This window comes from Sinorhizobium fredii USDA 205, from assembly GCF_001461695.1.
GTDB classification, from domain to species: domain Bacteria; phylum Pseudomonadota; class Alphaproteobacteria; order Rhizobiales; family Rhizobiaceae; genus Sinorhizobium; species Sinorhizobium fredii.
The window spans coordinates 251,804-273,925 of sequence record NZ_AUTC01000146.1; the positions used below are offsets into that span (position 1 = coordinate 251,804).

Annotated in this window: 20 protein-coding genes and 1 pseudogene; 11 read left to right on the forward strand and 10 right to left on the reverse strand. The window is 62.0% G+C overall.

Going from position 1 to position 22,122, the window contains the following annotated elements:
• Window positions 1–105: 105 nt before the first annotated feature.
• On the reverse strand, window positions 106–393 hold the full coding sequence (exoX, locus tag N181_RS19500) for an exopolysaccharide production repressor ExoX (protein WP_037428788.1): 288 nt from the start codon (window positions 391–393) through the stop codon (window positions 106–108).
• 774 nt (window positions 394–1,167) lie between these two features.
• Here exoX and exoY point away from each other — a divergent pair.
• The 4 genes from exoY to N181_RS19520 are packed head-to-tail and all read left to right on the forward strand — an operon-like array spanning window position 1,168 to window position 5,476.
• Window positions 1,168–1,848: an exopolysaccharide production protein ExoY gene (exoY, locus tag N181_RS19505; protein WP_014331507.1), complete on the forward strand. Its 681-nt coding sequence runs from the start codon at window positions 1,168–1,170 to the stop codon at window positions 1,846–1,848.
• A 51-nt stretch (window positions 1,849–1,899) separates the two neighbouring features.
• Complete coding sequence (locus tag N181_RS19510) at window positions 1,900–3,165, forward strand: polysaccharide biosynthesis/export family protein (RefSeq protein ID WP_037428791.1); 1,266 nt, start codon at window positions 1,900–1,902, stop codon at window positions 3,163–3,165.
• A gap of 4 nt (window positions 3,166–3,169) precedes the next feature.
• Entirely contained in the window at window positions 3,170–4,450 is a 1,281-nt protein-coding gene (locus tag N181_RS19515; RefSeq protein ID WP_060563725.1) for an O-antigen ligase family protein, read from the forward strand.
• 18 nt (window positions 4,451–4,468) lie between these two features.
• The gene (locus tag N181_RS19520) at window positions 4,469–5,476 is read left to right on the forward strand and encodes an acyltransferase family protein (RefSeq protein WP_037428792.1); all 1,008 of its coding nucleotides are present in this window, start codon (window positions 4,469–4,471) and stop codon (window positions 5,474–5,476) included.
• Between the two features lie 25 nt (window positions 5,477–5,501).
• On the opposite strand, the gene galE is transcribed toward N181_RS19520, so the two are convergent.
• Entirely contained in the window at window positions 5,502–6,482 is a 981-nt protein-coding gene (galE, locus tag N181_RS19525) for a UDP-glucose 4-epimerase GalE (protein WP_060563765.1), read from the reverse strand.
• A gap of 499 nt (window positions 6,483–6,981) precedes the next feature.
• Between galE and N181_RS19530 the strand changes: the two genes are divergently transcribed.
• From N181_RS19530 to queE, 4 genes and pseudogenes are all read left to right on the forward strand, one after another.
• On the forward strand, window positions 6,982–8,796 hold the full coding sequence (locus tag N181_RS19530; RefSeq protein WP_037428795.1) for an ABC transporter ATP-binding protein: 1,815 nt from the start codon (window positions 6,982–6,984) through the stop codon (window positions 8,794–8,796).
• Between the two features lie 144 nt (window positions 8,797–8,940).
• The gene (gene queC, locus N181_RS19535) at window positions 8,941–9,651 is read left to right on the forward strand and encodes a 7-cyano-7-deazaguanine synthase QueC (RefSeq protein ID WP_037428797.1); all 711 of its coding nucleotides are present in this window, start codon (window positions 8,941–8,943) and stop codon (window positions 9,649–9,651) included.
• Entirely contained in the window at window positions 9,651–10,007 is a 357-nt protein-coding gene (gene queD, locus N181_RS19540; RefSeq protein ID WP_037428799.1) for a 6-carboxytetrahydropterin synthase QueD, read from the forward strand. The genes queC and queD overlap by 1 nt, the downstream gene beginning before the upstream one ends.
• A pseudogene (gene queE / locus N181_RS19545) lies at window positions 10,004–10,740 on the forward strand (7-carboxy-7-deazaguanine synthase QueE). Before queD ends, queE begins: the two are co-directional and overlap by 4 nt.
• A gap of 11 nt (window positions 10,741–10,751) precedes the next feature.
• Here queE and N181_RS19550 read toward each other — a convergent pair.
• The gene (locus N181_RS19550) at window positions 10,752–12,569 is read right to left on the reverse strand and encodes an ABC transporter ATP-binding protein/permease (protein ID WP_037428803.1); all 1,818 of its coding nucleotides are present in this window, start codon (window positions 12,567–12,569) and stop codon (window positions 10,752–10,754) included.
• A 568-nt stretch (window positions 12,570–13,137) separates the two neighbouring features.
• On the opposite strand from N181_RS19550, the gene N181_RS19555 reads away from it, so the two are divergent.
• Entirely contained in the window at window positions 13,138–13,389 is a 252-nt protein-coding gene (locus N181_RS19555; RefSeq protein WP_014331518.1) for a helix-turn-helix domain-containing protein, read from the forward strand.
• Window positions 13,390–13,469: 80 nt separating this feature from the next.
• Here the strand turns inward: N181_RS19555 and N181_RS19560 are convergent, their stop codons facing one another.
• The 3 genes from N181_RS19560 to N181_RS19570 form a co-directional block, all read right to left on the reverse strand.
• Window positions 13,470–14,327, reverse strand: a complete 858-nt coding sequence (locus N181_RS19560) for a sigma-70 family RNA polymerase sigma factor (RefSeq protein ID WP_037428806.1) — start codon at window positions 14,325–14,327, stop codon at window positions 13,470–13,472.
• Entirely contained in the window at window positions 14,327–14,797 is a 471-nt protein-coding gene (locus tag N181_RS19565; protein WP_060563726.1) for a carboxymuconolactone decarboxylase family protein, read from the reverse strand. Before N181_RS19565 ends, N181_RS19560 begins: the two co-directional genes overlap by 1 nt.
• 199 nt (window positions 14,798–14,996) lie before the next feature.
• On the reverse strand, window positions 14,997–16,946 hold the full coding sequence (locus N181_RS19570; protein WP_060563728.1) for a methyl-accepting chemotaxis protein: 1,950 nt from the start codon (window positions 16,944–16,946) through the stop codon (window positions 14,997–14,999).
• Between the two features lie 450 nt (window positions 16,947–17,396).
• Here N181_RS19570 and N181_RS19575 point away from each other — a divergent pair, with 450 nt between their 5' ends.
• Window positions 17,397–17,885, forward strand: coding sequence for an RrF2 family transcriptional regulator (locus N181_RS19575; RefSeq protein WP_037428812.1), 489 nt, complete (start codon window positions 17,397–17,399; stop codon window positions 17,883–17,885).
• Here N181_RS19575 and N181_RS19580 read toward each other — a convergent pair.
• The 4 genes from N181_RS19580 to N181_RS19595 all read right to left on the reverse strand — a co-directional run bounded on the left by N181_RS19580 (window position 17,868) and on the right by N181_RS19595 (window position 20,753).
• Window positions 17,868–18,893, reverse strand: a complete 1,026-nt coding sequence (locus tag N181_RS19580) for a mechanosensitive ion channel family protein (protein WP_037428814.1) — start codon at window positions 18,891–18,893, stop codon at window positions 17,868–17,870. The genes N181_RS19575 and N181_RS19580 overlap by 18 nt on opposite strands.
• 78 nt (window positions 18,894–18,971) lie before the next feature.
• Window positions 18,972–19,394 (reverse strand): cupin domain-containing protein, encoded by a 423-nt coding sequence (locus tag N181_RS19585; protein WP_060563730.1) that lies wholly within the window; start codon window positions 19,392–19,394, stop codon window positions 18,972–18,974.
• Window positions 19,395–19,454: 60 nt separating this feature from the next.
• A complete protein-coding gene (locus tag N181_RS19590) occupies window positions 19,455–20,207 on the reverse strand; it encodes an SDR family oxidoreductase (RefSeq protein ID WP_037428818.1) in 753 nt (250 codons plus the stop codon).
• Between the two features lie 66 nt (window positions 20,208–20,273).
• A complete protein-coding gene (locus tag N181_RS19595; protein ID WP_060563732.1) occupies window positions 20,274–20,753 on the reverse strand; it encodes a carboxymuconolactone decarboxylase family protein in 480 nt (159 codons plus the stop codon).
• A gap of 128 nt (window positions 20,754–20,881) precedes the next feature.
• Here N181_RS19595 and N181_RS19600 point away from each other — a divergent pair, with 128 nt between their 5' ends.
• Window positions 20,882–21,793: a LysR family transcriptional regulator gene (locus N181_RS19600; RefSeq protein WP_060563734.1), complete on the forward strand. Its 912-nt coding sequence runs from the start codon at window positions 20,882–20,884 to the stop codon at window positions 21,791–21,793.
• Window positions 21,794–22,122: the final 329 nt, after the last annotated feature.

A 22,122-nucleotide genomic window follows, 5' to 3' on the forward strand; every position in this document is an offset into this window, starting at 1 on the left:
GGGCGCTGGAGCGGGCACGCGGGAATTTGCATCGCGATCATGTCGCAAACGCGTCAAAGGGCAAGATTTTTCCGCAGGTGCGAAAGGAGGCCGAGAGTCACTCGGTCAGGAATTGAAGCGGGGAGGGCGATTGAGCCGGCGCAGAGAAAGTTTTCTGCCCTGTTCGTCATTCGTCGATTCGGCCGGCAGATTGCCAGGGGATGACTTTCGGCGGTCACGCGCTTCCTTCCACACCAGGTAAAGCACGGCGACAAAATATCCGACCTGTATCAGAACGGCGCAAAGCAGCGTCTGAAGGGCAGTCGAGGCGATCGATCCGGTCAGGAAATAGGTGGCGATGGCAAACGCCGCCAGCGCGCCGAACATGCTCACGACGAAGCGTGGTGCGAACATCGCCTACCTCGCTCTCCGATTTTCTCGTGGACCCGTCATCGAATTCCAGACCTCGCTCCCTTTCCGACTATATTAGCGGTCGCTTGTCTCTTCAACCTGCAAAATGCAACTTTGTCGCTACAGTCCTACCCTCAAAAGCTTTCCGTCATCTTTAGGTAGACGGATAAATTCGAAGAGGTTTCCCGTTAAACGATACAATCCAAGATATGTTCAGCGATTCTAAGTAATTATTTTCGCGCGAATTTCGCTGGTCAAGGTGACTCGCGGGCGGCGCCCCTAGATTTGCAGGGGAAAATGCGAACTCGTTCTGATTGCTACGATTTCCGTCTCGGTCGGAACGATTTTTCCCAATCAACTTTTGTTACAAGCGCCAAGCGCAGCGTGAGAGAATATGTGCGGCGCAGCAAAATGATGCGATGCAAAAAAACGCCAGGATTTTACCGCTTGGCAAATTTTGTCCGCGGCGTCGTTCGTCTCGGCGAGTGAAAAATTGATCCGTCAAATACAATACTTTAGGTATCGCAAATAATGAACGGGCGCCGATGTTTGAATATGGCTATCCGCGGTGGAACTATTTTAGACGGTAACTCCAATTCGCATACTTAAAATTTGGTAATAGTGTCGCGTGGTACGGCGGCGAAATCGCTTTGAGGCAGTGCGCGTTGGCGTTGCCATCATTCCGCCTTCAAAAATCAAATTCTCACCATACACTCGCGCTAGATGACGCCCCGTCCCACGGGACCGACAATCGCCAACGTAAATGGAGTCAACTCTATGAAGTCCGCGACTCGCTCGGCCAGTACGGCTTTTTTTATCCCCCAGGAGACCGGTGCCATCCGGCCGATCGGCGGGATATCAAAGCGAAGCTTCGATATACTCATCGCCATTCTGGCACTCGTCGCCCTCAGTCCGCTTTTCCTGCTCATCACGGCGCTGGTTAAGTTCTCGGATGGCGGCAGCATTTTTTACGGTCATCGCCGAATCGGCCACAACGGCCAGACCTTCAAGTGCCTCAAGTTTCGCACGATGATGGAAAACGGCGATCGGGTACTGCAGGAATTCTTCAAGACGAATCCTGCCGCCTACGAAGAATGGCGCACGACCCGCAAGCTGCAAGACGATCCGCGCGTCACCGTCGTCGGAAGCGTCCTTCGCAAGCTCAGCCTTGATGAACTGCCTCAGCTCCTCAACATCATTCGCGGTGAGATGAGCATCGTTGGGCCGCGCCCAGTGGTGGAGGATGAACTGGAGCTCTACGATTCGGCCGCGGAGTTCTATCTGCGCTCGCGTCCCGGCCTGACCGGCCTTTGGCAGATCAGCGGCCGCAACGATGTGTCCTATGCCACCCGGGTGGCCTTCGATACGCACTATGTCCAGAACTGGTCGCTCCTTGCCGACCTCGTCATCGTCTTCAAGACGATCCCCGCCGTCTGCCTCTCCCGCGGCAGCTACTGAAATCTTGGCGTCCGCTCGCGGTAGACGACGTCAGGCAACGGGAAATCCCAAATGCAATCGATCAGAATTCCAGGGGCGCCTGCCGGCTCCCGCAAGCTTCTCCATTTCGCCCGCGTCGCACTCTGCGCGGGGCTTGTCGTGTCCGGTGCCGCCGTGGCCCGGGCGGACGACTATCGTCTCGGCGTCATGGACAAATTGCGGGTTCGCGTTGCCGAATGGCAGACCGCCGAGGGCGCGGTCCGGGATTGGTCGGCCGTCGGCGGCGAATACACGGTCGGGGCCTCTGGCAACGTCTCGCTGCCTTTCGTCGGGGATCTGCCCGCCTCGGGCCGGACGACGACGGAAGTCGCCGAGGAGATCGGCATCAAGATGCAGAAGCTCTTCGGCCTGCGCGACCGGCCGTCAGCCTCGGTCGAAATGGCGCAATACCGTCCGGTCTATCTCTATGGCGAGGTGGAGACCCCCGGCGAGTACCCCTACGCTCCCAACCTGACCGTCCTCAAGGCAATCAGCCTGAGCGGCGGGCTGCGCCGGGGCCCGAGCGGCCAGCGCTTTGCCCGCGACTATATCTCTGCAAGCGGCGATTCGTCCGTGCAGGTTGCCGAGCGCAACCGGCTGCTCATCCGCCGTGCCCGCCTGCAGGCGGAAATCGGCGCGCATGACAAGATTGCGCTGCCCGAGGAACTCAAGAACGCCCCCGGCGTCGACAAGTTGCTCGAAAGCGAGACGGCGCTGATGGTGTCGCGCGACAAGCGGCAGGAACGCCAGCTCGACGCTCTGGCAGATCTCAAGTCCCTGCTGCAAAGCGAGATCGATTCGCTGGCGAAGAAGGCCGAAACGCAGCAGCGCCAGCTCGAGCTCGCCATGGAGGACCGTGACAAGGTCGACAGCCTCGCCGAGAAGGGCCTGGCGCTGAGCCAGCGCAAGCTCTCGCTCGAGCAGCGGGTTGCAGACGTGCAGTCGCAGCTTCTCGACATCGATACGAACTCGCTCAAGGCCAAGCAGGACGTCAGCAAGGCGACACAGGACGAATCCAATCTGCGCAACGATTGGGATGCCCAACTCGCCCAGGAACTGCAGAACACCGAGGCTGAACTCGACACCCTGACGCTGAAACTCGGCACCAGCCGGGACCTGATGACCGAGGCGCTCATGCAATCGGCCGAGGCGGCTCAGCTGGACGAGCAGGCTGCAGACATCACCTATTCGATCATTCGCGAACAGGATGGAAAGTCGACGGAGGTTACGGCGACCGAAACGACACCGGTGCTTCCCGGTGACGTGATCAAGGTCAATGCCGCCGTGGCGATGCGGTGAATGCATGCAGATCCGCAAGGCGAGCCTCATAGATCCTGACGCGAATGGGCTTTACGGCACCGCGGCCGTTGCCCTTTCGCTCTTCGTCTTCGCCTATTCGACCCGTTTCGGGCCGGTTTCCGTCCTGCTCTACTACGGCCTGTGGCTGCCGCTCGTTCTCTTCGATTACCGCAAGGTGCTCGGCAACTACGGCAGGTTTGTCTGGATCTTCGCCTTCGTGATCCTTGCCTGTCTTTCGATGTTCTGGTCGGCGGCGCCCGGCGTGACGCTGCGTGCCGGCATCCAATATCTGAGCCACATCGTCTGCGCGCTCGTTGCCATGCGGGTGATCGACATCCGCACGCTCACCCGCGGCGCCATTGCGGGCGTTGCCATCGTGCTCGTCTATTCGCTGCTCTTCGGCGTCCACCACTACGACGCGCTCGACGGCACATACAGTTTCGTCGGCGCATTCGCTTCCAAGAACCAGCTGGGCTTCTATGCCTCGCTCGGCATCTACTTCGCCTTCATGGCGGTCTTCGTCCTTGGGGAACGGGGCGTCTGGCGGGCAGCCGCCGGGGGCTCCGGAGCGATCGCCGCCTATTCGCTGCTCGCGTCCCAATCGGCCACGTCGGTGCTGACGACGGTCGCGATCCTGGGGATTTGTGTCGGCATGCGGGCGATCACGGCGCTGAGGCCGGCGAGCCGAAAAGGGCTCTTTATCGGCGTGGCGGTGTTCGGCAGTGTTGCCGCCGTGGCGCTGATCTATGCCGGCGCCATCGATCTCGTCCTCGGCGCATTCGGCAAGGATTCGACTCTCACCGGACGCACCTATCTGTGGCAGCAAGGCATCGAAGCGGCGCAGGCTTCTCCTATCTTCGGCATCGGCTACCAGGCCTATTGGGTCCAGGGATTTTCCGAGGCGGAGCGCCTGTGGGAAGAGTTCTACATCACGGCCCGCTCCGGCTTCCACTTTCACAATACCTATATCGAGGCCGCGGTCGAAACCGGACTGGTCGGCCTCTTCCTGTTGACGATGCTGCTGCTCACCGCGGTCTTCGGGCAGTTGAAGCGGCTGCTGTCCGAGGATCGTGATGCGGAAGCGATGGTGCTGTTCGGCATCGCCATGCTCCTTTTCATTCGTTCCTTCGTCGAGATCGACATCATGAACCCGTACCATGTCGGGTCTTTCCTGCTGTACTTCACCGCAGGGAAATTGACGATCGCGCGCCGCCGCCAGGCGGTGACCTGGCTTTGGCCGGGCGACGGGCATGCAGCGGCCTATCGGCCGCGGCTCAGCATGTGATCACGGTCAGAGGGGGCGATGGGGACGATCCGGACGATTCAGTATCTTCGGGCGGCGGCAGCGCTCGCGGTCGTGGTCTTTCATGCCGCCGAGAAGACCGGCCACGATTTTGCAGTCGGTGCGGCCGGCGTCGACGTCTTCTTCGTCATCAGCGGCTTCATCATGTGGGTCATCAGCGACCGTCGGCCCCTGACCCCCGCGAAATTCATCTGGGATCGCATTCGCCGCATCGTGCCGATCTACTGGTTTGCCACGGCCGTGATGATCGCCGGCGCGCTGGCCGGCCTGTTTCCCAACTTGGCGCTGACCCTCGACCACGTCCTGGCATCACTGTTCTTCATTCCCTTTCGTTCCCCGAGCAGCGGCGAGATCTGGCCGCTGCTCGTGCAGGGCTGGACGCTGAATTTCGAGATGCTCTTCTACGCCGTGTTTGCGGCCTCGCTGCTGCTGCCGCGCCATTGGCGCCTGCCGGCCATCGCCGGCCTCTTCGTGGCGCTGGTGACGATCGGCTGGGTCGCTCCCCTCGAAGATGCCCTGTCGCTGACCTATACCCGGCCGATCATCCTCGAATTCGTGGCCGGTATGATCCTCGGCGAGCTCTGGCTGAAAGGCAGAATTCCCGGGGTGGCGGCCGGTTCTTTGCTGATCGCCTCTTCGCTTGGCGGCTTCGCCCTGATCGGATCCCTTCATCTCCCCTTTGATGAACGGACGACAGGGCCGCTGGCGGTTCTGTTGGTTTTCGGCGCGCTGTCGCTCGAGGCAAGCGGGCGGGTGCCGACGCTGAACTTGCCGATCCTGCTCGGCAATGCGTCCTATTCGATCTATCTGTGGCACACCTTCGCGATCTCGGTGGTCGCCAAGGCGGGAAGCATGCTCGGCATTCCTCCGGTGATGTCGATGGCCCTGGCGATCGTTTCGGGGACCGTAGCCGGTATCGCAGCCTATGCGCTTCTCGAACGCCCCCTGCTGCAGCCCAGACGCACGCCGCCTGCAGCAGTCGGTCTTGCCGGGCCTGCCGCCGATTAGGCCCGGCAGGTCCTACCGGTTTGCTCTAGCCGTTCCGGCGCGAATGCCAGTTCCAGGCCGACTCGGTGATTGCCGCCAGGTCGTATTGGGGCTCCCAGCCGAGCACTTGTCGGGCCTTGTCGTTGTTGGCGACGAGCGTCGTCGAATCGCCGTCGCGGCGCCCGACATAGCTGACGTCGAACGGTCGTCTGGAGACCTTTTCGATGGCGTCGAGCAACTCCTTCACCGTCGTTCCGGTACCGGTTCCGAGGTTGAGTTCGACGCTGTCGCCGCCCTCGAGCAGGTAGTCAACGGCGCGGACATGCGCATCGGCGAGGTCGAGGACATGGATATAGTCGCGCACGCAGGTGCCGTCGCGCGTCTCATAGTCCGTTCCGAAGACCTTGAAGCCGTCGCGCCGCCCGAGTGCCGCGTCGATCGCCAGCGGGATCGCGTGGGTCTCCGGCTCGTGCCACTCGCCGATGCGGCCCTCGAAATCGGCGCCGGCGGCGTTGAAGTAGCGCAGGATCACCGATCGCAGGCCCTTGTAGAGGCCGTAGTCCTTGAGCGCCTGTTCGCAGACCCACTTGGTGCGGCCATAGGGGTTGATCGGAGCCTGCTTGTGCGTTTCGTCCATCGGTACGCTGTCCGGCAGGCCATAGGTGGCGCAGGTCGACGAGAAGACGAAAGCCTCGATGCCGGCGGCGAGCGTCGCCGACAGCAGAGTCAGCGTTCCGATGACGTTGTTGTCGTAGAAGGCGACCGGATCCTTGACCGATTCGCCGACTTCGATCATCGCGGCGAAATGCAGCACCGCCCGCGGCTTGTGGCGGGCCAGGACCTCGTCGAGGCGCCGCCGGTCGCGGATGTCGCCCTTCTCCAGCACGCCCCAACGGACGAATTCCTCGTGGCCGTTGGAAAGGTTGTCGTAGACGACCGGGTGATAACCCTTTTCGGCCAGATGGAGGCAGGTGTGGGAGCCGATATAGCCGGCACCGCCGACGACGAGGATGTTGTTGTTCTGCACGGGCAACCTCAGGGAATGACTTTCGGACATTGGAATGGAACGCATAGGCTTTCGCAACCAATAGCGGCGAATTTCCAACGCAGTGTGTAAGTTCTGCAAAAGATGGCACTTCACACAACGGCGAATGGTGGTTCGCTTTGCAAGGTCCCGCGAAGTCGCCGTCACTGTGGCAGACATGCAGCACTTCGCTGTCGCGTGACGCGAACACAATATTTACGCTTGGCGCCAGCGCCGTCTTCAACTATAAGCCGTCCTCCGGCAATCAGATCAGGGAGGTTACGATGACTGTCAATTCCTTCTCCCTACGGACGGCTCACGATCCTGCAGTCGTGACCGGGAGCGCTTGCGCTTACTGATCACGCGACGGGATCCGCACCGTCCGGCCGCTCCTTTTCTCGGAGACGGCGCCGCGTCATCGATGCCGCACTGACCGTCTTTTCGCGGCATTTCCATCATTGACCAGATATTGAGGCCGGTGCGTCGCCACCGGGCAAGTCATATGGCGTTTACTCGTTTTGCGGCGCGTGATCGTGCCTTCCGCAATGTTTTCCGTTTTTCCTGGGCGCACTGGAAGAAGCAGCCGGCGCGGCTTGCCGGCATTCTTGGCGCAGTGCTTCTGTCCACACTGGCCGATGTGCTGACGCCGCTCTATTCCGGTCGGCTCGTCGATGCGGTGGTATCCGGTTCCGCCACCGATGCGAGTGCCTGGAATTTAGCGGTTTCGGCGTTTCTGATTCTGCTGGTCCTGTCGCTCGGCGCCGTCGTCCTGAGGCATGTCGCCTTCATGATCATCGTGCGGCTCACGCTGATCATGATGTCCGACATCGCCGCAGGCGCCTTTCATCACATCCAGCGGCTCTCCAGCGACTGGCATGCCAACAGCTTTGCCGGCTCGACCGTACGCAAGGTCACGCGCGGCATGTGGGCGCTGGACCTCTTTAACGACACGCTGCTCGTCGCGCTGTTTCCCTCGATCGTCATGCTGATAGGCTCGACGGCGTTGATGAGCTGGTATTGGCCGATCATGGGAGCGGTCGTCGGGCTTGGCTCCGTGCTCTTCATCGCGGTCACGGTTTTGCTGTCGCTCGGCTATGTCGCGCCGATGGCAAGTCTTGCCAACAGCTGGGACACGCGTCTCGGCGGCGCGCTCGCCGATGCGGTGAGCTGCAACGCCGTCGTCAAGGGCTTCGGCGCGGAGAAGCGCGAGGACGCCCGGCTCGCCCGGGTGCTGCGCAAGTGGGAAAACCGGACCGACCGGACCTGGTCGCGCGCGACGCTCAACGGCACGGTGCAAGGCGCCATGCTCCTCGTCCTGCGCGCCGCGGTCATCGGATTTGCGCTGATGCTCTGGGCCGAGGGCAAGGCGAGCGCCGGCGACATCACCTTTGTGCTCACCGCCTTCTTCATCCTGCAGGGCTATCTGCGGGAGATCGGCATGCACATCCGCAACCTGCAGCGTTCGGTCAACGACATGGAGGAACTTGTCGCCATCCACGCCCAGCCGCTCGGCGTCGAAGACCGCGCCGGTGCCCGGCCGATCCGCATCGCCGACGGCGGGATCGAGTTCCGCAACGTGACCTTCCACTACGGAGCCCATCGGGCGCCCCTCTATGACGGGTTTTCGGTGGCGATCCGCCCGGGCGAACGGGTCGGGCTTGTCGGCCATTCGGGCTCCGGCAAGACGACGTTCGTCAAGCTGATCCAGCGGCTCCATGATTTGAAGTCGGGCGATATCCGCATCGACGGGCAGGATATTGCCGGCGTCACACAGGCGTCGCTGCGCCAGCAGATCGCCATCGTCCAGCAGGAGCCGGTGCTGTTTCACCGCTCGCTTGCCGAGAACATCGCCTATGGGCGCCCCGGCGCGACGCAGCACGAGGTCGAAGAGGCCGCGCGTCTTGCCAGCGCGCACGACTTCATCACGGCCCTGCCGAAGGGCTATGCGACCCTGGTGGGCGAACGCGGCGTCAAGCTTTCCGGCGGCGAGCGTCAGCGCGTCGCCATCGCCCGCGCCTTCCTGGCGGATGCGCCGATCCTGATCCTCGACGAGGCGACGTCGAGCCTCGATTCCGAATCCGAGGTGCTGATCCAGAGGGCGATGGAACGGCTGATGACCGGGCGCACCACGCTGGTGATCGCTCACCGGCTGTCGACCGTCCGGGCGCTCGATCGCCTGCTGGTCTTCGACCGGGGCCGCATCGCGGAGGAGGGCGATCACGACACGCTCATCCGGCTCAGGGGTGGCATCTACCGGGGCCTTTTCGAAAGGCAGGCGCTGGAACTCACCAAGGGGCTCGTGCTCAGCGACGGCTGAGTGCGTTCCGTCGCCAGCCTACCGCCGGTCGGGCAAGAAAGACTTTCTTGCCCGACCGGCCATTCACAAACCATCCGCTTTGGCCTAAAAGGCCGGCAGGTAATACCGGTCGCAGCCTACCCGGTCAAAACAAGGACACCTGTCATGAAAACCATCGTAATCTGCTCCGGCGGATTGGATTCCGTTTCGCTTGCCCACAGGATCGCGGCGGAACACGAGCTTCTCGGCCTCCTGTCGTTCGACTACGGCCAGCGGCATCGCAAGGAGCTGGATTTCGCCGCCGCCTGCGCCAGGCGCCTCGGCGTGCCGCACCAGGTCATCGACATTCGCGAGATCGGCCGGCACCTGACCGGCTCGGCGCTGACCGACGATATCGACGTGCCTGACGGCCACTACGCGGAAGAGACGATGAAGACGACGGTCGTGCCTAACCGCAACGCCATCATGCTGGCGATCGCCTTCGGCGTCGCCGCGGCTCGCAAGGCCGATGCGGTCGCTGCCGCCGTGCATGGCGGCGATCACTTTATCTATCCCGACTGTCGGCCGGGCTTCATCGATGCCTTCCAGACAATGCAGAACCATGCGCTTGACGGATATGCTGACGTCACCCTCCATACGCCCTATGTCAATGTCTCGAAGGCTGACATCGTCGCCGATGGCGCGAAGCACCACACGCCCTTTGCCGAAACCTGGTCCTGCTACAAGGGCGGCGCGCGCCATTGCGGACGCTGCGGCACCTGCGTCGAGCGGCGCGAAGCCTTCCATCTCGCCGGCGTCGTCGATCCGACGGAGTACGAGGATCCGGATTTCTGGGTTGCGGCCACACGCGCCTTCTCCGCAGAGGAGGTGAAATGATGTTCCGCATCACCAAGGAGTTTCACTTCTCCGCCTCGCACCAGCTGAAGAGCCTGCCGCCCGAGCATCAGTGCGCAAGGCTGCATGGGCATAACTATGTCGTCGAGGTGGAGCTTTCGGCCGAGACGCTCAACGAGCACGGATTTGTGCGCGACTATCATGAGCTTGCGCCGCTGAAGCACTATATCGACGAGACATTCGACCACCGCCACCTGAACGACGTGCTCGGCCACGATCGGGTGACGGCGGAGTGCCTGGCACAGCATTTCTATGAATGGTGCAAGGCGCGGCTTCCGGAGACGAGCGCCGTGCGCGTCAGCGAGACGGCGAAGACCTGGGCGGAATATCGGCCATGACCGGCATGCGACCCGCCGAGATCCGCGTCAGCGAGATCTTCGGACCGACGATCCAGGGCGAAGGCGCGCTTACCGGCCTGCCAACCGTATTCGTTCGGACCGGCGGTTGTGACTACCGCTGTTCCTGGTGCGACAGCCTGCACGCCGTCGACAGCGCGTATCGCGACCAATGGCGGGCGATGACCACCGAGGAAGTCTGGAACGAAGTCACCCGGCTTTCCGGAGGTTTGCCGGTGATGGTCTCGCTTTCGGGCGGCAATCCGCGATCCAGCCGCTCGGGGCGCTGATCGCCCGCGGTCACCGAGAGGGCTATCGTTTCGCCCTGGAGACGCAAGGATCCGTCGCGCGCGACTGGTTCGCCGAACTCGACATGCTGGTGTTGAGCCCGAAACCGCCATCGAGCGGCATGGAGACGGATTGGGAGGCATTCGACGCCTGTCTTCGGATGGCTGAGGGCAAGCCGCAGACCGTGATGAAGATCGTCGTCTTCGACGAGGCCGACTATGCCTATGCACGGGCGGCGGCGGCGCGCTGTCCGCACTTGCCCATCTATCTTCAGCCCGGTAACCACACCCCGCCACCGCCGGAGGACGATGATGCGCCGATCGACATCGAGGGCGTGATGGAGCGGATGCGCTGGTTGGTCGACAGGGTCATCGAGGACAAGTGGTTCGAAGCGCGCGTCCTGCCGCAACTGCATGTGCTGATCTGGGGCAATCGGCGGGGCGTTTAAACGGCCTGGAATCAAGGCACGCTCGACCCCGCCATCTCCAGCTCGGGCACGCCAGCGTCGAGGCGGACCGGTTTCAGCGTCGGCCCTTCGGTGTCCTTGACGAGATGGATGACGCGAGAAAACAGCGCGCCATTGCGCGGCGTGCGGCCGATCTTGACGACCGCAGTTTCCTTGAGGTCGGTCTCGAAGATCGACAGCGCCAGCTTCAGCGCATCGCTGTCCATCGTCTCGAGCGCTTCATCGATGATCACCCAACGCGGCCGTTGCAGGAGTAGCCGCGCAAAAGCCAAGAGGCGCTGATCATCGTCGCTGAGTTCGCGCTCCCACCGGGCCTCGCGGTCGAGCGATGCCGCAAGGTGGTCGAGACCGACCTTCGAGAGGGCGGCGACAATCTCCGAATCGGCAAAGCCGTCGGCGCGAGGATAGGCGAGGGCATTGCGCAGCCGACCGCGCGGGAAATAGGGGTCGCGTGGAATGAAGGCGACGCCATCGTCGGCGGGCAAACCGACGCGTCCGCTGCCCCAAGGCCAGAGACCGGCAAGCGCACGAAAGAGCAATGTCTTGCCGGCGCGTGGATCGCCGCTGATGATGACGCGCTGCCCGGCAGCGATCTCGATATGGGGCTCGGCGAGCCTCGTTCGCCCCGACGGCGAGACCACTTCGAGATTGTCGAACGTCAGGCTGGCTCTGTCGTTTTCGACGAATTCGATCCGCTTTTCCTTGTCGTGCAGGGTGTCCGCCACGATCAGCGCGCGGCGGAACGCGGCGACGCGCAGGAGCGTCGCCCGCCAATCGGTAATCGCACTGACATTGGCGACGAACCATTTGAGCGACGTATGGACCTGGTTGAAAGCGCCAACCGCCATCATCAGGCCGCCGAAACTGATGTTCCCGGCGAAATAGACGGGCGCGGCGACGAGGATGGGTGCCACGACCGTGACCCAGCCATAGCCGTCCTGGACCCAGGCAAGGTTGATTTCGGCGCGGAATATGTTGCGCATGGCGCCGAGCACCGAGGAGAGATCGAGCTCCAGCCGCCGGCGCTCTCCCGCCTCACCGCCCGCAAGCGATATGCCGTCGATATGCTCGTTGGCGTGCATCATCGAGAAGCGCAGATCGGCCTCCCGCGCATAGCGGTCGCCGTTCAAGTGGATCAGGGGGCGGCCTACCAGCCAGCTCAGCCAGGATGCCGAGCCGGCGTAGAGGATCGCCGCCCAGACCATGTAGCCGGGGATTTCCAGGGACCTGTCGCCGATCTGGAAGGCGAAGCCGGATGAGAGCGACCACAGGACGCCGACGAAGGATATGAGCAAAATCGACGATTGCACAAGGCCGAAGCCGAGGCTGGTGGTGAGATCGGCGAGGTGGCCCGCGTCCTCCTGCATCCGCTGATCGGGGTTGACGCCGATGGTGCCCGCATTGGCGAGCCGAAAGGCGCGCCGCGGCCGCATCCATTGGCCGATCAGGTCCAATGTCAGTCCTTCACGCAGCTTCAGCCGCACCATCTGATTGAGCCACTGTTGGGTGACGTTGAACACCAGGAGAACACCGGCGATGACGAGGAACAGCATCAGCTGATAGAAAAAGGCGTTGAGGTCGCGCCGTTCGATCGCGTCGAAGAAAGGCCGGTACCAGCGGTTGAGAATGATCTGCCCGATCGCGGTGACGACGATAACGGTGAAACTGCCGGCTGTCAGCCACAGGATCGGCTTCAGAACAGGCGAGGCGACGAAGGCACGCCGCATCATGTCGAACTGCTGCCAGATGCTGCCCTCCGGTGGTGCGGCCGGCGGTTGGGGCGCAGTCTTCTTGCCGGTCGGTTTCGTCATCGTCAGTTCCTCCCTTTCGAGGGGCACGGCCTGTCGGGCCTAACCCGACGGTCGGTACACCGAGCCCATCGGCAAGCACGACGCACCAACAGACGGTTCAGGGTTTTTGCGATCTCGGTCGGTCCTGCAGTGGATGCAGGCTCGCAGCGATACCGAATCAACGAGGCCAATGCCCCGCGCCAGGATCGGCGGCAATCGTCCGTCCTGTGAACGTCGGAGAGGTCCGAGACTGCCGTTGCAATGCCCGCATTCAGGGGCGGGCAGCAGCCCGTTCAATGCAAATATGCGACTGAATATCCGTAGGTGCTGAAATGCAGCCAAATCAGTAACAATCATGCTGTCAGTGTACGGGCAACCGGGCCTGATGAAAACTGGTTTTGATGCCTGTGGAAGCTGTGGACAGTCCCATTTGTGATCGCCTTAGGAGCGCAATCGTAGTCCTGCCGCGCATTTCGGCTTGTTCATGTTACAACATTGACATAAAACGTTACCGCTTGTCCCAAGGCGTGTGTCACCCGCACTCAACCGCGAATTCGCAAGAATTTCATGCCAAGAGAAGGAGACATTTATGTCCATTTCACCCTCCAGCATTGGCGAAAGGCACGCCTCTGCCATACTCGGCGGCGATATCGCCGCTCGCGTCCGGGCCGCTCGTGAAGCCGTTGGCTACAGCATCGAGGATCTCGCCGTCACTTGCGGTCTCGCCAATGCTGAAATTAACGAAATTGAAAGCGGCATCGACAACAGTCCGGCAAAACTGAAGCGAATCGCCATAGCCCTTCAGGTGCCGATTTCGGACTTCCTGCCCGCCGAAATCTGACGGAACGACCGGCCGGCGAGATGCGTCGGCCGGGTCGCCCATGCCCCGCGAATCTTCTAACTTCGCCCCGAGAGTAGCCCCTAATGCAGGTGCCTGAGCTTGTCGGGGTTGCGCACCACATAGATCGCCGCGACTTTTCCATCCTCGATTTCGAGCGCAGTCGTCTGGAGTTCGCCATCGGCCTCCAGCGTGACGAAACCGGGCAGTCCGTTGACGAAACCGGCACGAACAAGCTTCGAGCCGTCCTTCCGGAACAGAGCCGCCAGATATTCGTGTAGCTTCATCACGGCATCGAACCCGACGATCGGCTGCATGGCTGCCGGGCGCTTGCCGCCGCCGTCGGAATGGACGCTGACATCGGCCGCCAGCATCGCACCGAGCCCTTTCATGTCGCCGCTGCGCGAGGCAGTGAAGAAAGCTCTCGCAAGCTCGAGGCCGCGCTGTTTCTCGATCCGGAAGCGCGGCCGCTCCTCACGGACATGCGCACGGGCGCGCGCGGCGAGCTGCCGGCAGGCAGCCGGGTCGCGCTGGATGGTTGTCGCGACCTCCTCGAAAGCCAGGCCGAACACGTCGTGCAGCAGGAAGGCGGCGCGTTCGAGGGGCGACAGGCGTTCCAGGGCCAGCATCAGCGGCAGGGTGACGTCTTCCTCTTCCTCCTCTTCGACGACGGGATCGGGAAGCCAGGGGCCCACATAGGTCTCGCGCTGACGCCGGGCCGATTTCAGCTGATCGAGGCAGAGCCGCGTCACCGTACGACGCAGGAAGGCCTCGGGCTCGCGCACCGCCGCACGGTCGGCCCCCATCCAGCGGATGAAGGCCTCCTGAATGATGTCCTCGGCATCGGCAACGGAGCCGAGCATACGATAGGCGACGCGCATGAGCTTCGGACGCAGCGGATCGAAATCCGCCGCTGCATCCTCGTGCCCGGCGCCGGCCATCAGGCGACCGCCTTGGCAGCGGCGGCTGCGGTTGCCGGATCGACCCACAGGCCGAAGCCGATCGCGATGCGGTTCCAGCCATTGATGACATTGATCATCAGCGTGAGCTTCACCTGCTCCTCCTCCGTGAACTCGGCCTGCAAGGCCTGGTAGACACTTTCATGCGTATGTCCTTCCGACAGACGTGTCAGGGCCTCCGTCCAGGCGAGCGCGGCGCGTTCGCGACCGGTATAGCACGGCGCCTCGCGCCAGGCCGACAGAAGGTAGATCCGCTGCTCCGTCTCGCCCTTCGCCCGCGCTTCCGCCGTGTGCATGTTGATGCAGTTGGCGCAGGCGTTGATCTGCGATGCACGGATCTTGACGAGTTCGATCAGCGTTGGCTCGAGACTCGACGCGACGGCGATCGATGTGCTCATCCAGTTCTTCATGAGGGAAGGGGCAGCGGCAAAAGGATCAAGTTTGGCGGTCATGGTAGCTTTCCTTTGTTGGTTACGACACCATGACGAGACAGGCTCCTGCCAGTGTGACATGCACGTCGATTTTTTCCGATCTTCCTGTTATGGCCCTATTAAGAAAAGCGGAAAGGCCATCGGATCATCTTGATCCGATGGCCTTCCGTGCAGACCGAAGAGAGGTCTGTCTATTGCGGCGGAAATCTTCCGCCGCTCCTCAGAATTCCTCCCAATCCTCGGCGGCGGCAGCCGCGGCCGTCGCCTTGCCGCCAAAGGCACTGGCGATTTTCCGGCCAAGGGCGCGGGCGGGGGAAGCGACCGGCTTGCTGTCCGGGGCGGCTGCACGCGCTGCCTGGCCCGGCGCCGACTGGGCGGTGGCGTCGAGCCTGAACTGGCCGACGAGGTCGCGCAGTTTCGCCGCCTCCTGCGCCAGCGAGACGGCGGCGGCACTGGACTGCTCCACCATCGCCGCGTTCTGCTGCGTCGTCTGATCCATCTGGTTGACGGCGGTATTGATTTCGGCAAGCCCGGTCGACTGTTCCTTGGCCGAGATCGCGATCGCTTCCATATGGGTGTTGATCTCGACGATGAAGCCGCCGATCGTCTTCAATGCCTCGCCGGTGTCGCGCACCAGCTTGACGCCGCTGCCGACATCGGCGGAGGAATTCTGGATCAGGCCCTTGATCTCCTTGGCGGCCTGGGCCGAGCGTTGGGCGAGCTCGCGGACTTCCTGCGCCACGACGGCGAAGCCCTTGCCGGCCTCCCCGGCGCGGGCGGCTTCGACGCCGGCATTCAGCGCCAAAAGGTTAGTCTGGAAGGCGATCTCGTCGATCACGCCGATGATGTTGGAGATCTGCTGCGAGCTCTCCTCGATCTTCTTCATCGCCTCTTCGGCCTGGGAAACCACCCCGGCCGAATGCACCGCCGATTGGTTGGCGCGGCTGGCGACAGTGCGGGCTTCCTCCGTGCGCTTGGTCGAGTTGCCGACATTTGCGGTGATCTGATCCAGGGCCGCGGCGGTTTCCTCCAGCGAGGCCGCCTGCTGCTCGGTGCGCTTGGAAAGGTCGTTCGCGCCGGATGAAATCTCCCGTGTGCCATTGTCCATGCTGTGCACCGAGACGGCGACGAAACTGATGGTCCGGCTCAACTGATCGACCGTCGTGTTGAAGTCGGTGCGGAGCGGCTCGTATTCGGCGGCGAAAGCGGTACTGATGGCGCAGGCGAGGTCCCCGTGGGCAAGCCGCTTCAGAGCGTCTCCGAGCGTCGACGTGGCAACGCGCAGTTGCTCCGCCTCGCGGGCGATCCGCTCCTGCTCCGCCTGGCGGTTGCGCTCGGCGGCAGCCCGCATTTCCTCGGACTGGCCTTCCAGCTCACGCGCCCTGAGGCCATTGTCCTTGAACACCTGAACAGCCGCGGCCATCTTGCCGATTTCATCGCGGCGTTCGGTTCCCTCGACATCGACATCGAGATTGCCGCCGGCGAGGGCCGCCATCAGTTCGCGAAGTGCGTCGATCGGTTTCACAACCCATGCATTCACGGCGAAATAGGAGGCCGCAAGAACGAGAGTCAGACCACCGATCAGAATGTAGAGCGTATTGTTGCTGGTCGACGTGGAAACGCCCGTCAGATCGTCGCTGGCCTTGAGCATCACCTGTTCCAGATGGCGGGTTTCGGCGACGATCCTGTCGGTCAGCTCCGGAAAGCCGGGTTGGCACTCGGTCCCGAACGTCTTGACTGCGGACATCACTTCCGCGGCATTCGTCGTCTTCGACCCTTGATCGAGAGTTCGCGCACAGCGCTTTTCAAGAATGTCCAGGCCCGTCTGCTTGAATTCCGGGATCTTTGCATTTCCGGGGCTCGCTTGAGCCGCGGTGTCCATCAGCTCTGAAAACGTCTGCTTGGCTGTGGTCAGCTCGGCATTGGCCACCTCAACCGCCTTGGGATCGGACAGCATGACGATGTCGGCGATTGCGGCTCTTGCCCGCTGCAAGGCCCGGGATGCCGAGGCCATGCTCTGCGAGGCACGAACCTGCCCGACGAGCAGGTTCGAATATGCCGTATCGATCTTCATGATCTGTGTTGAGGTGTAGTAGCCGGTACCTAGGGAAAACAATCCGAAGGCCCCGAGAATGACCAGCATCTTGAGAGTAATCGACCAGTTTTTCATTGTATCGTCCTGAACGCGGATGACATGTTGGAGAAAGGCCCTCAAATCATTCGAGCGGCAGGAGTGGGCGCGAGGTTGCCCTGGGGCAGCAGCGGCGCGACGTCGCCGCATCATCAAGGGTTGTGATGTTTAACGAAACCTCACAGCTTTGCCGCGAAAGCAACGAAAGCCTCGCGAGATGGATAGGCCTGCGCAATTTGGATACTCAATTCCGCCCAAGTGTGACGCTTCCGATTTGCGTCGACGGACACGGTGTCGGAGTGACTGCGTTCCCCGCGGCTTTTGATCTAACCAGGATAGGTCCCGGCACGCCGCCGCAGTGGCCCCACTTCTTGTATGCACCGAACCGAGTTCCGCCATCGGATAGCGGGGCCGTGTTTACACAGTTGGCAAATAGGGATATCTATTATCCGTAATAACTGTCGATCAGCATCGACCCGGTAGTCATCGATGATCCTGAAAAGTCAAGTGGAATGGGCACTGCATTGCTGCGCCATTCTCGCCGGTCTGCCCGAGGGCCGCTATTTGTCGACCAAGGCGCTCGCCGAGTTTCATGGCGTCCCGAAGGAATATCTGTCGAAGGCGCTGCAGAGCCTCTCGCAGGCGGGGCTTGTCCATACGACGCTTGGTCCCTCGGGCGGCTACCGCCTGGCCGGAACGCCAGCCGAGCTGACCTTCCTCGATATCGTCGAAGCGGTAGAGGGCAAGGCACGCACGTTCGTCTGCAACAATATCCGCGCCAACAATCCATGCCGTCCGCAAGGCTATTGTGAAAGCGGAGCTTGCGCCGTGGCGCGCGTGATGTGGGAAGCCGACGAAGCATGGCGCGACAAGCTGCGCAGCGTCCGGCTGTCGGATCTCATCGACACCCTGGCGAAGGAGATTCCGGCGGAGCTGTGGAAAAGCAGTTTCGAATGGGTGCTAGAGCGTGCCGGATGAGCGTGAGCCCATCGCCGCCTGCGGCTCTTTGCCCGGGGTGGGGAGGGCATAGAGGTAGCTCTGGGGCGGCATTGCGAAGGAAAGGCCGCTCTCCTTGCAGTGACGATCGACCTGATCGATCACTTCGTTTCTCGCCGGCGTGCGGTTGGCCGGCCCGACCACGCGAAACATGAGCTCCGCCTCGATAGCCACTGCGTCGATCGCCTTGAGACCGACGGATGGCGGTGGATCATGGACGATCCGCTCGCAGGCTTGAAGCGCAGTTCGCAGGACCTCTTCGACAACGTGAGGCATGTGCGTTGCCGCGATACGGACGATCAGGAAGATCTGATGCGTCTCGTCCGGACGGCTGAGGTTGGTCAGCCCAACCTTTGCCAACACGCTGTTCGGCAGGACGACGACATTGTTCGCGAGTGTGAGCAGGTGGGTGGAGCGCCAGTTGTTTTCAACGACACGCCCTTCGGTGCCGTCGTCGAGCTGAATCCAGTCGCCGATGGCGAAGGGCCGCCCCAGCGTCAGCGCGACGCCCGAGAACAGGTCGCTAAGGGTGTTCTGCAGCGCAAGACCCAGGATAATGGCGACCACGCCGGAAGTCGTGGTCAGCGCGCCGATGGGTGCACCGAAGACGAAGCCCATGATCGACAGCGCCACACCGAGATAGACGACGCCGATAATCAGATCCTGGAAAAGGCGCGCTTCCCTCGGTCGCCGGTCCAGGACGATGTAGATGCGCACGAATCCGATGGTCGCCCATGCGAGATGCGTCCACCAGAGGACCCTTGCGGATGTCGAGAGAAATGCAGCGAAGCCGGTCAGGTGTGTCTCGTTGACCCGGTGCGGCAGGATCCCGCTGAGGCCGAGTATGGCGGTCATGGCGGTGAAGAACAGGATCTGGACGATCAAACGGGCGGTCGGGCGACCGCGCCCCTGCAGATGCCACACGACAACGCCGGCAATCCCAAGAAGGTTTATCAGGAGGAACGGCAGCAAAACCGGATCGGCGATCATGGCGGGGCTCACTCGCGAGGATGTGCGGTTCAGCGGCAGGGCCGGATGCCAGCAACAGCATCCAGCCCTCCCTTTGAACTACTTCTCGATCGGGAAGGTCAACTCCTTCTGATCGGTATCGACGACGAAGACTGCCAGCAGCTTTGCGGGTTTCGTGTCGCTGTCGTTCGCGCTGACGCCGTGGCGGTCGCCGGGCATCTCCGAGAAACTCTCGCCGGCATGATAGACCTTTTCCGGTTCGTCATTCACCTGGCTGCGGATGGCGCCTTCCAGAACCGTCGCGTAGATAAAGGCGGAGCTCGGATGGGTGTGGGCCTCGGAAAAGCCGCCGGGACCATATTCGACCAGAACGCCCCTGATGCTCTTGCCCGGAACGTTCGGCAATTCATGCTCATAGACGAGCGTGACCTTGTTGGCCTTGCCGGCAGGCGTGTCGTGAGCCGCGGCAGTTCCAGAAAGCATTGCCGCGACCGCCAGGGCGGCGACGATTGACTTCGGCATTTCGAAACTCCTGTGATCGGTTGGACGGCGCGCCACAGGCTGCGGCGCGCCGGTGCTCGGTCATTTCCGGGCAGAAGTTGCGAACCACTCTTCAAAAGTGATCCGGCCGAGGCGAGGATTGTTGTCGGTAACGAGCGAGCCATCCTCCAGCCGGGCACCGAAATAGCGTGCCTCGGGATCCGGTTCGATCTTGCGGGCGTCACCCATCGCCTTCAGATAGCGACCGACGAGGTCGCTGAGCCGCGACCGCTCGGGTCCGGCAATCTCGATCGTGCCGTTGACGGGCCGAGCAAGGGCAACGTCTGCCATGGTGTCCGCCACGTCGTCGGAGGCGATCGGCTGCATATAGGCGGGCGACAGGTGCACCGTCTCGCCGACGGTACCGGACTGGGCAATGCCGCCAAGGAACTCCATGAACTGCGTCGAGTGGACGATCGTGTAGGGAATGCCGGAGGCCTTGATCAGCCGTTCCTGAGCAAGCTTGGCACGGAAGTAGCCGCTCTCCTGCAGGCGCTCCGTGCCGACGACCGAAAGCGCGATATGGTGCTTGACGCCGGCGACCTTTTCCGCCGCAAGCAGGTTGCGGCCCGAGGTCTCGAAGAATTCCATCACCGCCTTGTCCTCGAAGGACGGCGAGTTGGCGAGGTCGATCACCACGTCGGTGCCGGCAAGCGCTTCGGCCAGGCCTTCGCCGGTGATCGTGTTGACGCCGGTGTTGGGAGAGGCGGCAATCACTTCATGACCCTGCTTGCGCAGGCGGTCGACGGTCTTGGAACCGATGAGCCCGGTTCCGCCAATGATGACGATTTTCATGAGACTCCTCCGTTTACGGCAGCGTTCGCGCCGCGTTGTTCAACGGGTCAGCGAAGATGCGCAGAGCTAGTTCAGGCCGGCCTTGTCGAGACCGTAGAGCTTGTCAGCGGAACCGGGCACGTTCTTGAAGGCGACGCTGGCGCGGTTCCAGGCATTGATGACCATGATCGAGAAGGTCAGATCCGAGATTTCCTTCTCCGAAAGCTGGCCGCGCACCCGCTCGTAGAGTTCGTCGGGGATGCCGCCTTCGGGCAGCCTCGTTAAAGCTTCGGTCCAGGCAAGTACGGCGCGCTCGCGCGGGACGAAAAGGTTCGACTCCCGCCAGATTGCAATGTGGTAAAGACGCAACTCGCTTTCGCCGTGAATTTTAGCTTCCTTCACATGCATGTCGAGGCAAAATCCGCAGCCGTTGATCTGCGATGCGCGGATCTGGACGAGATCGTGGATCTTCTGCTCGATGACGCTGTCTTTGAGAGCCATGCTGAGGTCCGCGAGCTTCTTGAAGAGCTCCGGCGATTGCTGGGCGTAGTTCAGGCGCTGGGTCATTGGTATCTCCTCAATTAAGGATATCTGATATCCTTATGGATGGAAGATATCCGTAATATCTGGACAGTAAAGCCTTTCCTGCCTACGTTGCGGACATAAGGCTTATGCGCAAATGTATGGGGCTGAGGATGGACATCGTATCCGCACTGCGAACGTTCCTGCGGGTGGCTGAGGCCGGGTCGTTTTCCGCAGCGGCGGTCGACCTCGAGCTGACGCAGCCGGCCGTGTCCCGGCAGGTTTCGGCGCTGGAAGCGCATCTCAACACGCGCCTTCTGCATCGCACGACAAGCGCAGTCGCCCTGACGGCCGAAGGCGAGCAGATTATCCCGATGGCGCTAAGGGTGATCGAGGCGGTCGACGCCCTCGGCGAAACCACCTGTGTCGAGGGAGCAATGGCAACGGGCAAGGTGCGGCTCACTCTGCCGGCGCCGCTCGGGCTTTACGTGAGCGATCGTCTCGCGGGGCTGCTCGACAACCATCCGGGGCTTTCCGTCGAATTGGTCTTCCGCGAAGAACCGTCGGATCTGGTTGGCGAAGGAATTGACCTCGAAGTGCGCCTGGGGCCGGTCGCGGACAGCAGCCTGGTGTGTCGCCGGATCGGTTGGACGACGGCCTTCCTCGTCGCCGCGCCCTCTTACCTGCAAGGACGAATTGCACCGGAAAAGCCAAACGATCTCCGTGCCCATGAATGCATCTGCTATAGCCGGGCCGGCGACGCTCGTACCTGGTCGTTTTCCGACGGGGCGGACGAGGTTGCCGTACGGATTGCGCCCCGGCTGATCGCCAACAACGCGGTGGCCGTCCACCGCGCGACGCTGGCCGGGAGCGGCCTGGCAGTGCTCTCCCATATCCTCGTTTGCCCGGACATCGAGGCGGGCAGGCTGGTGAACGTGATGCCGGACTTCCCGCCGACCCGCCTGCCGATCAACGTCGTCTATCCATCACGCCGCAACATGCCGCTTCGCGTCAGGGCCGTGCTCGACTTCCTCGTCGAGGCCGTGCGCGAGGACCCTTTGATGGCGTCCTCATCCGCCCCTTGAGGCCCACCGCAAGACACACTCGATCTTGAGCGACGGGTTACGCCTACCGGAGTTGAGCGCTTATTTTAGTAATGATGGATATTCCGTTCCACGGGATAAATATCACTTACCGCATCCACCGCCCCTAAAATGTTACTGGACTTGTGGAACGGCGTGGCCGACCATCCGACTTTAAGAAGACCCGGGTTAAAAAGATTGGTATTTAAGAATTTGCGTTGATAAAACTTGCCATGGCAAAGCCCGCATTGGCGGGCTTTGTTTTATCCTACAGCATCAGACGCACAAAGGTTGCTGTAGGATTTTGAATTGCAGAAGCAAGCATTCGGGAT

Excerpts from the sequence above, each read along its gene's own strand:
- N181_RS19530 (WP_037428795.1), top strand. The coding sequence starts at position 6,982 with ATGGCGTTTACTCGTTTTGCGGCGCGTGATCGTGCCTTCCGCAATGTT.
- N181_RS19565 (WP_060563726.1), bottom strand. The coding sequence starts at position 14,797 with ATGACCGCCAAACTTGATCCTTTTGCCGCTGCCCCTTCCCTCATGAAG.
- N181_RS19580 (WP_037428814.1), bottom strand. The coding sequence starts at position 18,893 with ATGATCGCCGATCCGGTTTTGCTGCCGTTCCTCCTGATAAACCTTCTT.
- N181_RS19570 (WP_060563728.1), bottom strand. The coding sequence starts at position 16,946 with ATGAAAAACTGGTCGATTACTCTCAAGATGCTGGTCATTCTCGGGGCC.
- N181_RS19585 (WP_060563730.1), bottom strand. The coding sequence starts at position 19,394 with ATGCCGAAGTCAATCGTCGCCGCCCTGGCGGTCGCGGCAATGCTTTCT.
- N181_RS19515 (WP_060563725.1), top strand. The coding sequence starts at position 3,170 with ATGCAGATCCGCAAGGCGAGCCTCATAGATCCTGACGCGAATGGGCTT.
- N181_RS19510 (WP_037428791.1), top strand. The coding sequence starts at position 1,900 with ATGCAATCGATCAGAATTCCAGGGGCGCCTGCCGGCTCCCGCAAGCTT.
- N181_RS19590 (WP_037428818.1), bottom strand. The coding sequence starts at position 20,207 with ATGAAAATCGTCATCATTGGCGGAACCGGGCTCATCGGTTCCAAGACC.
- N181_RS19575 (WP_037428812.1), top strand. The coding sequence starts at position 17,397 with ATGATCCTGAAAAGTCAAGTGGAATGGGCACTGCATTGCTGCGCCATT.
- N181_RS19520 (WP_037428792.1), top strand. The coding sequence starts at position 4,469 with ATGGGGACGATCCGGACGATTCAGTATCTTCGGGCGGCGGCAGCGCTC.
- N181_RS19600 (WP_060563734.1), top strand. The coding sequence starts at position 20,882 with ATGGACATCGTATCCGCACTGCGAACGTTCCTGCGGGTGGCTGAGGCC.
- queD (WP_037428799.1), top strand. The coding sequence starts at position 9,651 with ATGTTCCGCATCACCAAGGAGTTTCACTTCTCCGCCTCGCACCAGCTG.
- exoX (WP_037428788.1), bottom strand. The coding sequence starts at position 393 with ATGTTCGCACCACGCTTCGTCGTGAGCATGTTCGGCGCGCTGGCGGCG.
- N181_RS19550 (WP_037428803.1), bottom strand. The coding sequence starts at position 12,569 with ATGACGAAACCGACCGGCAAGAAGACTGCGCCCCAACCGCCGGCCGCA.
- N181_RS19595 (WP_060563732.1), bottom strand. The coding sequence starts at position 20,753 with ATGACCCAGCGCCTGAACTACGCCCAGCAATCGCCGGAGCTCTTCAAG.
- queC (WP_037428797.1), top strand. The coding sequence starts at position 8,941 with ATGAAAACCATCGTAATCTGCTCCGGCGGATTGGATTCCGTTTCGCTT.
- N181_RS19555 (WP_014331518.1), top strand. The coding sequence starts at position 13,138 with ATGTCCATTTCACCCTCCAGCATTGGCGAAAGGCACGCCTCTGCCATA.
- exoY (WP_014331507.1), top strand. The coding sequence starts at position 1,168 with ATGAAGTCCGCGACTCGCTCGGCCAGTACGGCTTTTTTTATCCCCCAG.
- N181_RS19560 (WP_037428806.1), bottom strand. The coding sequence starts at position 14,327 with ATGGCCGGCGCCGGGCACGAGGATGCAGCGGCGGATTTCGATCCGCTG.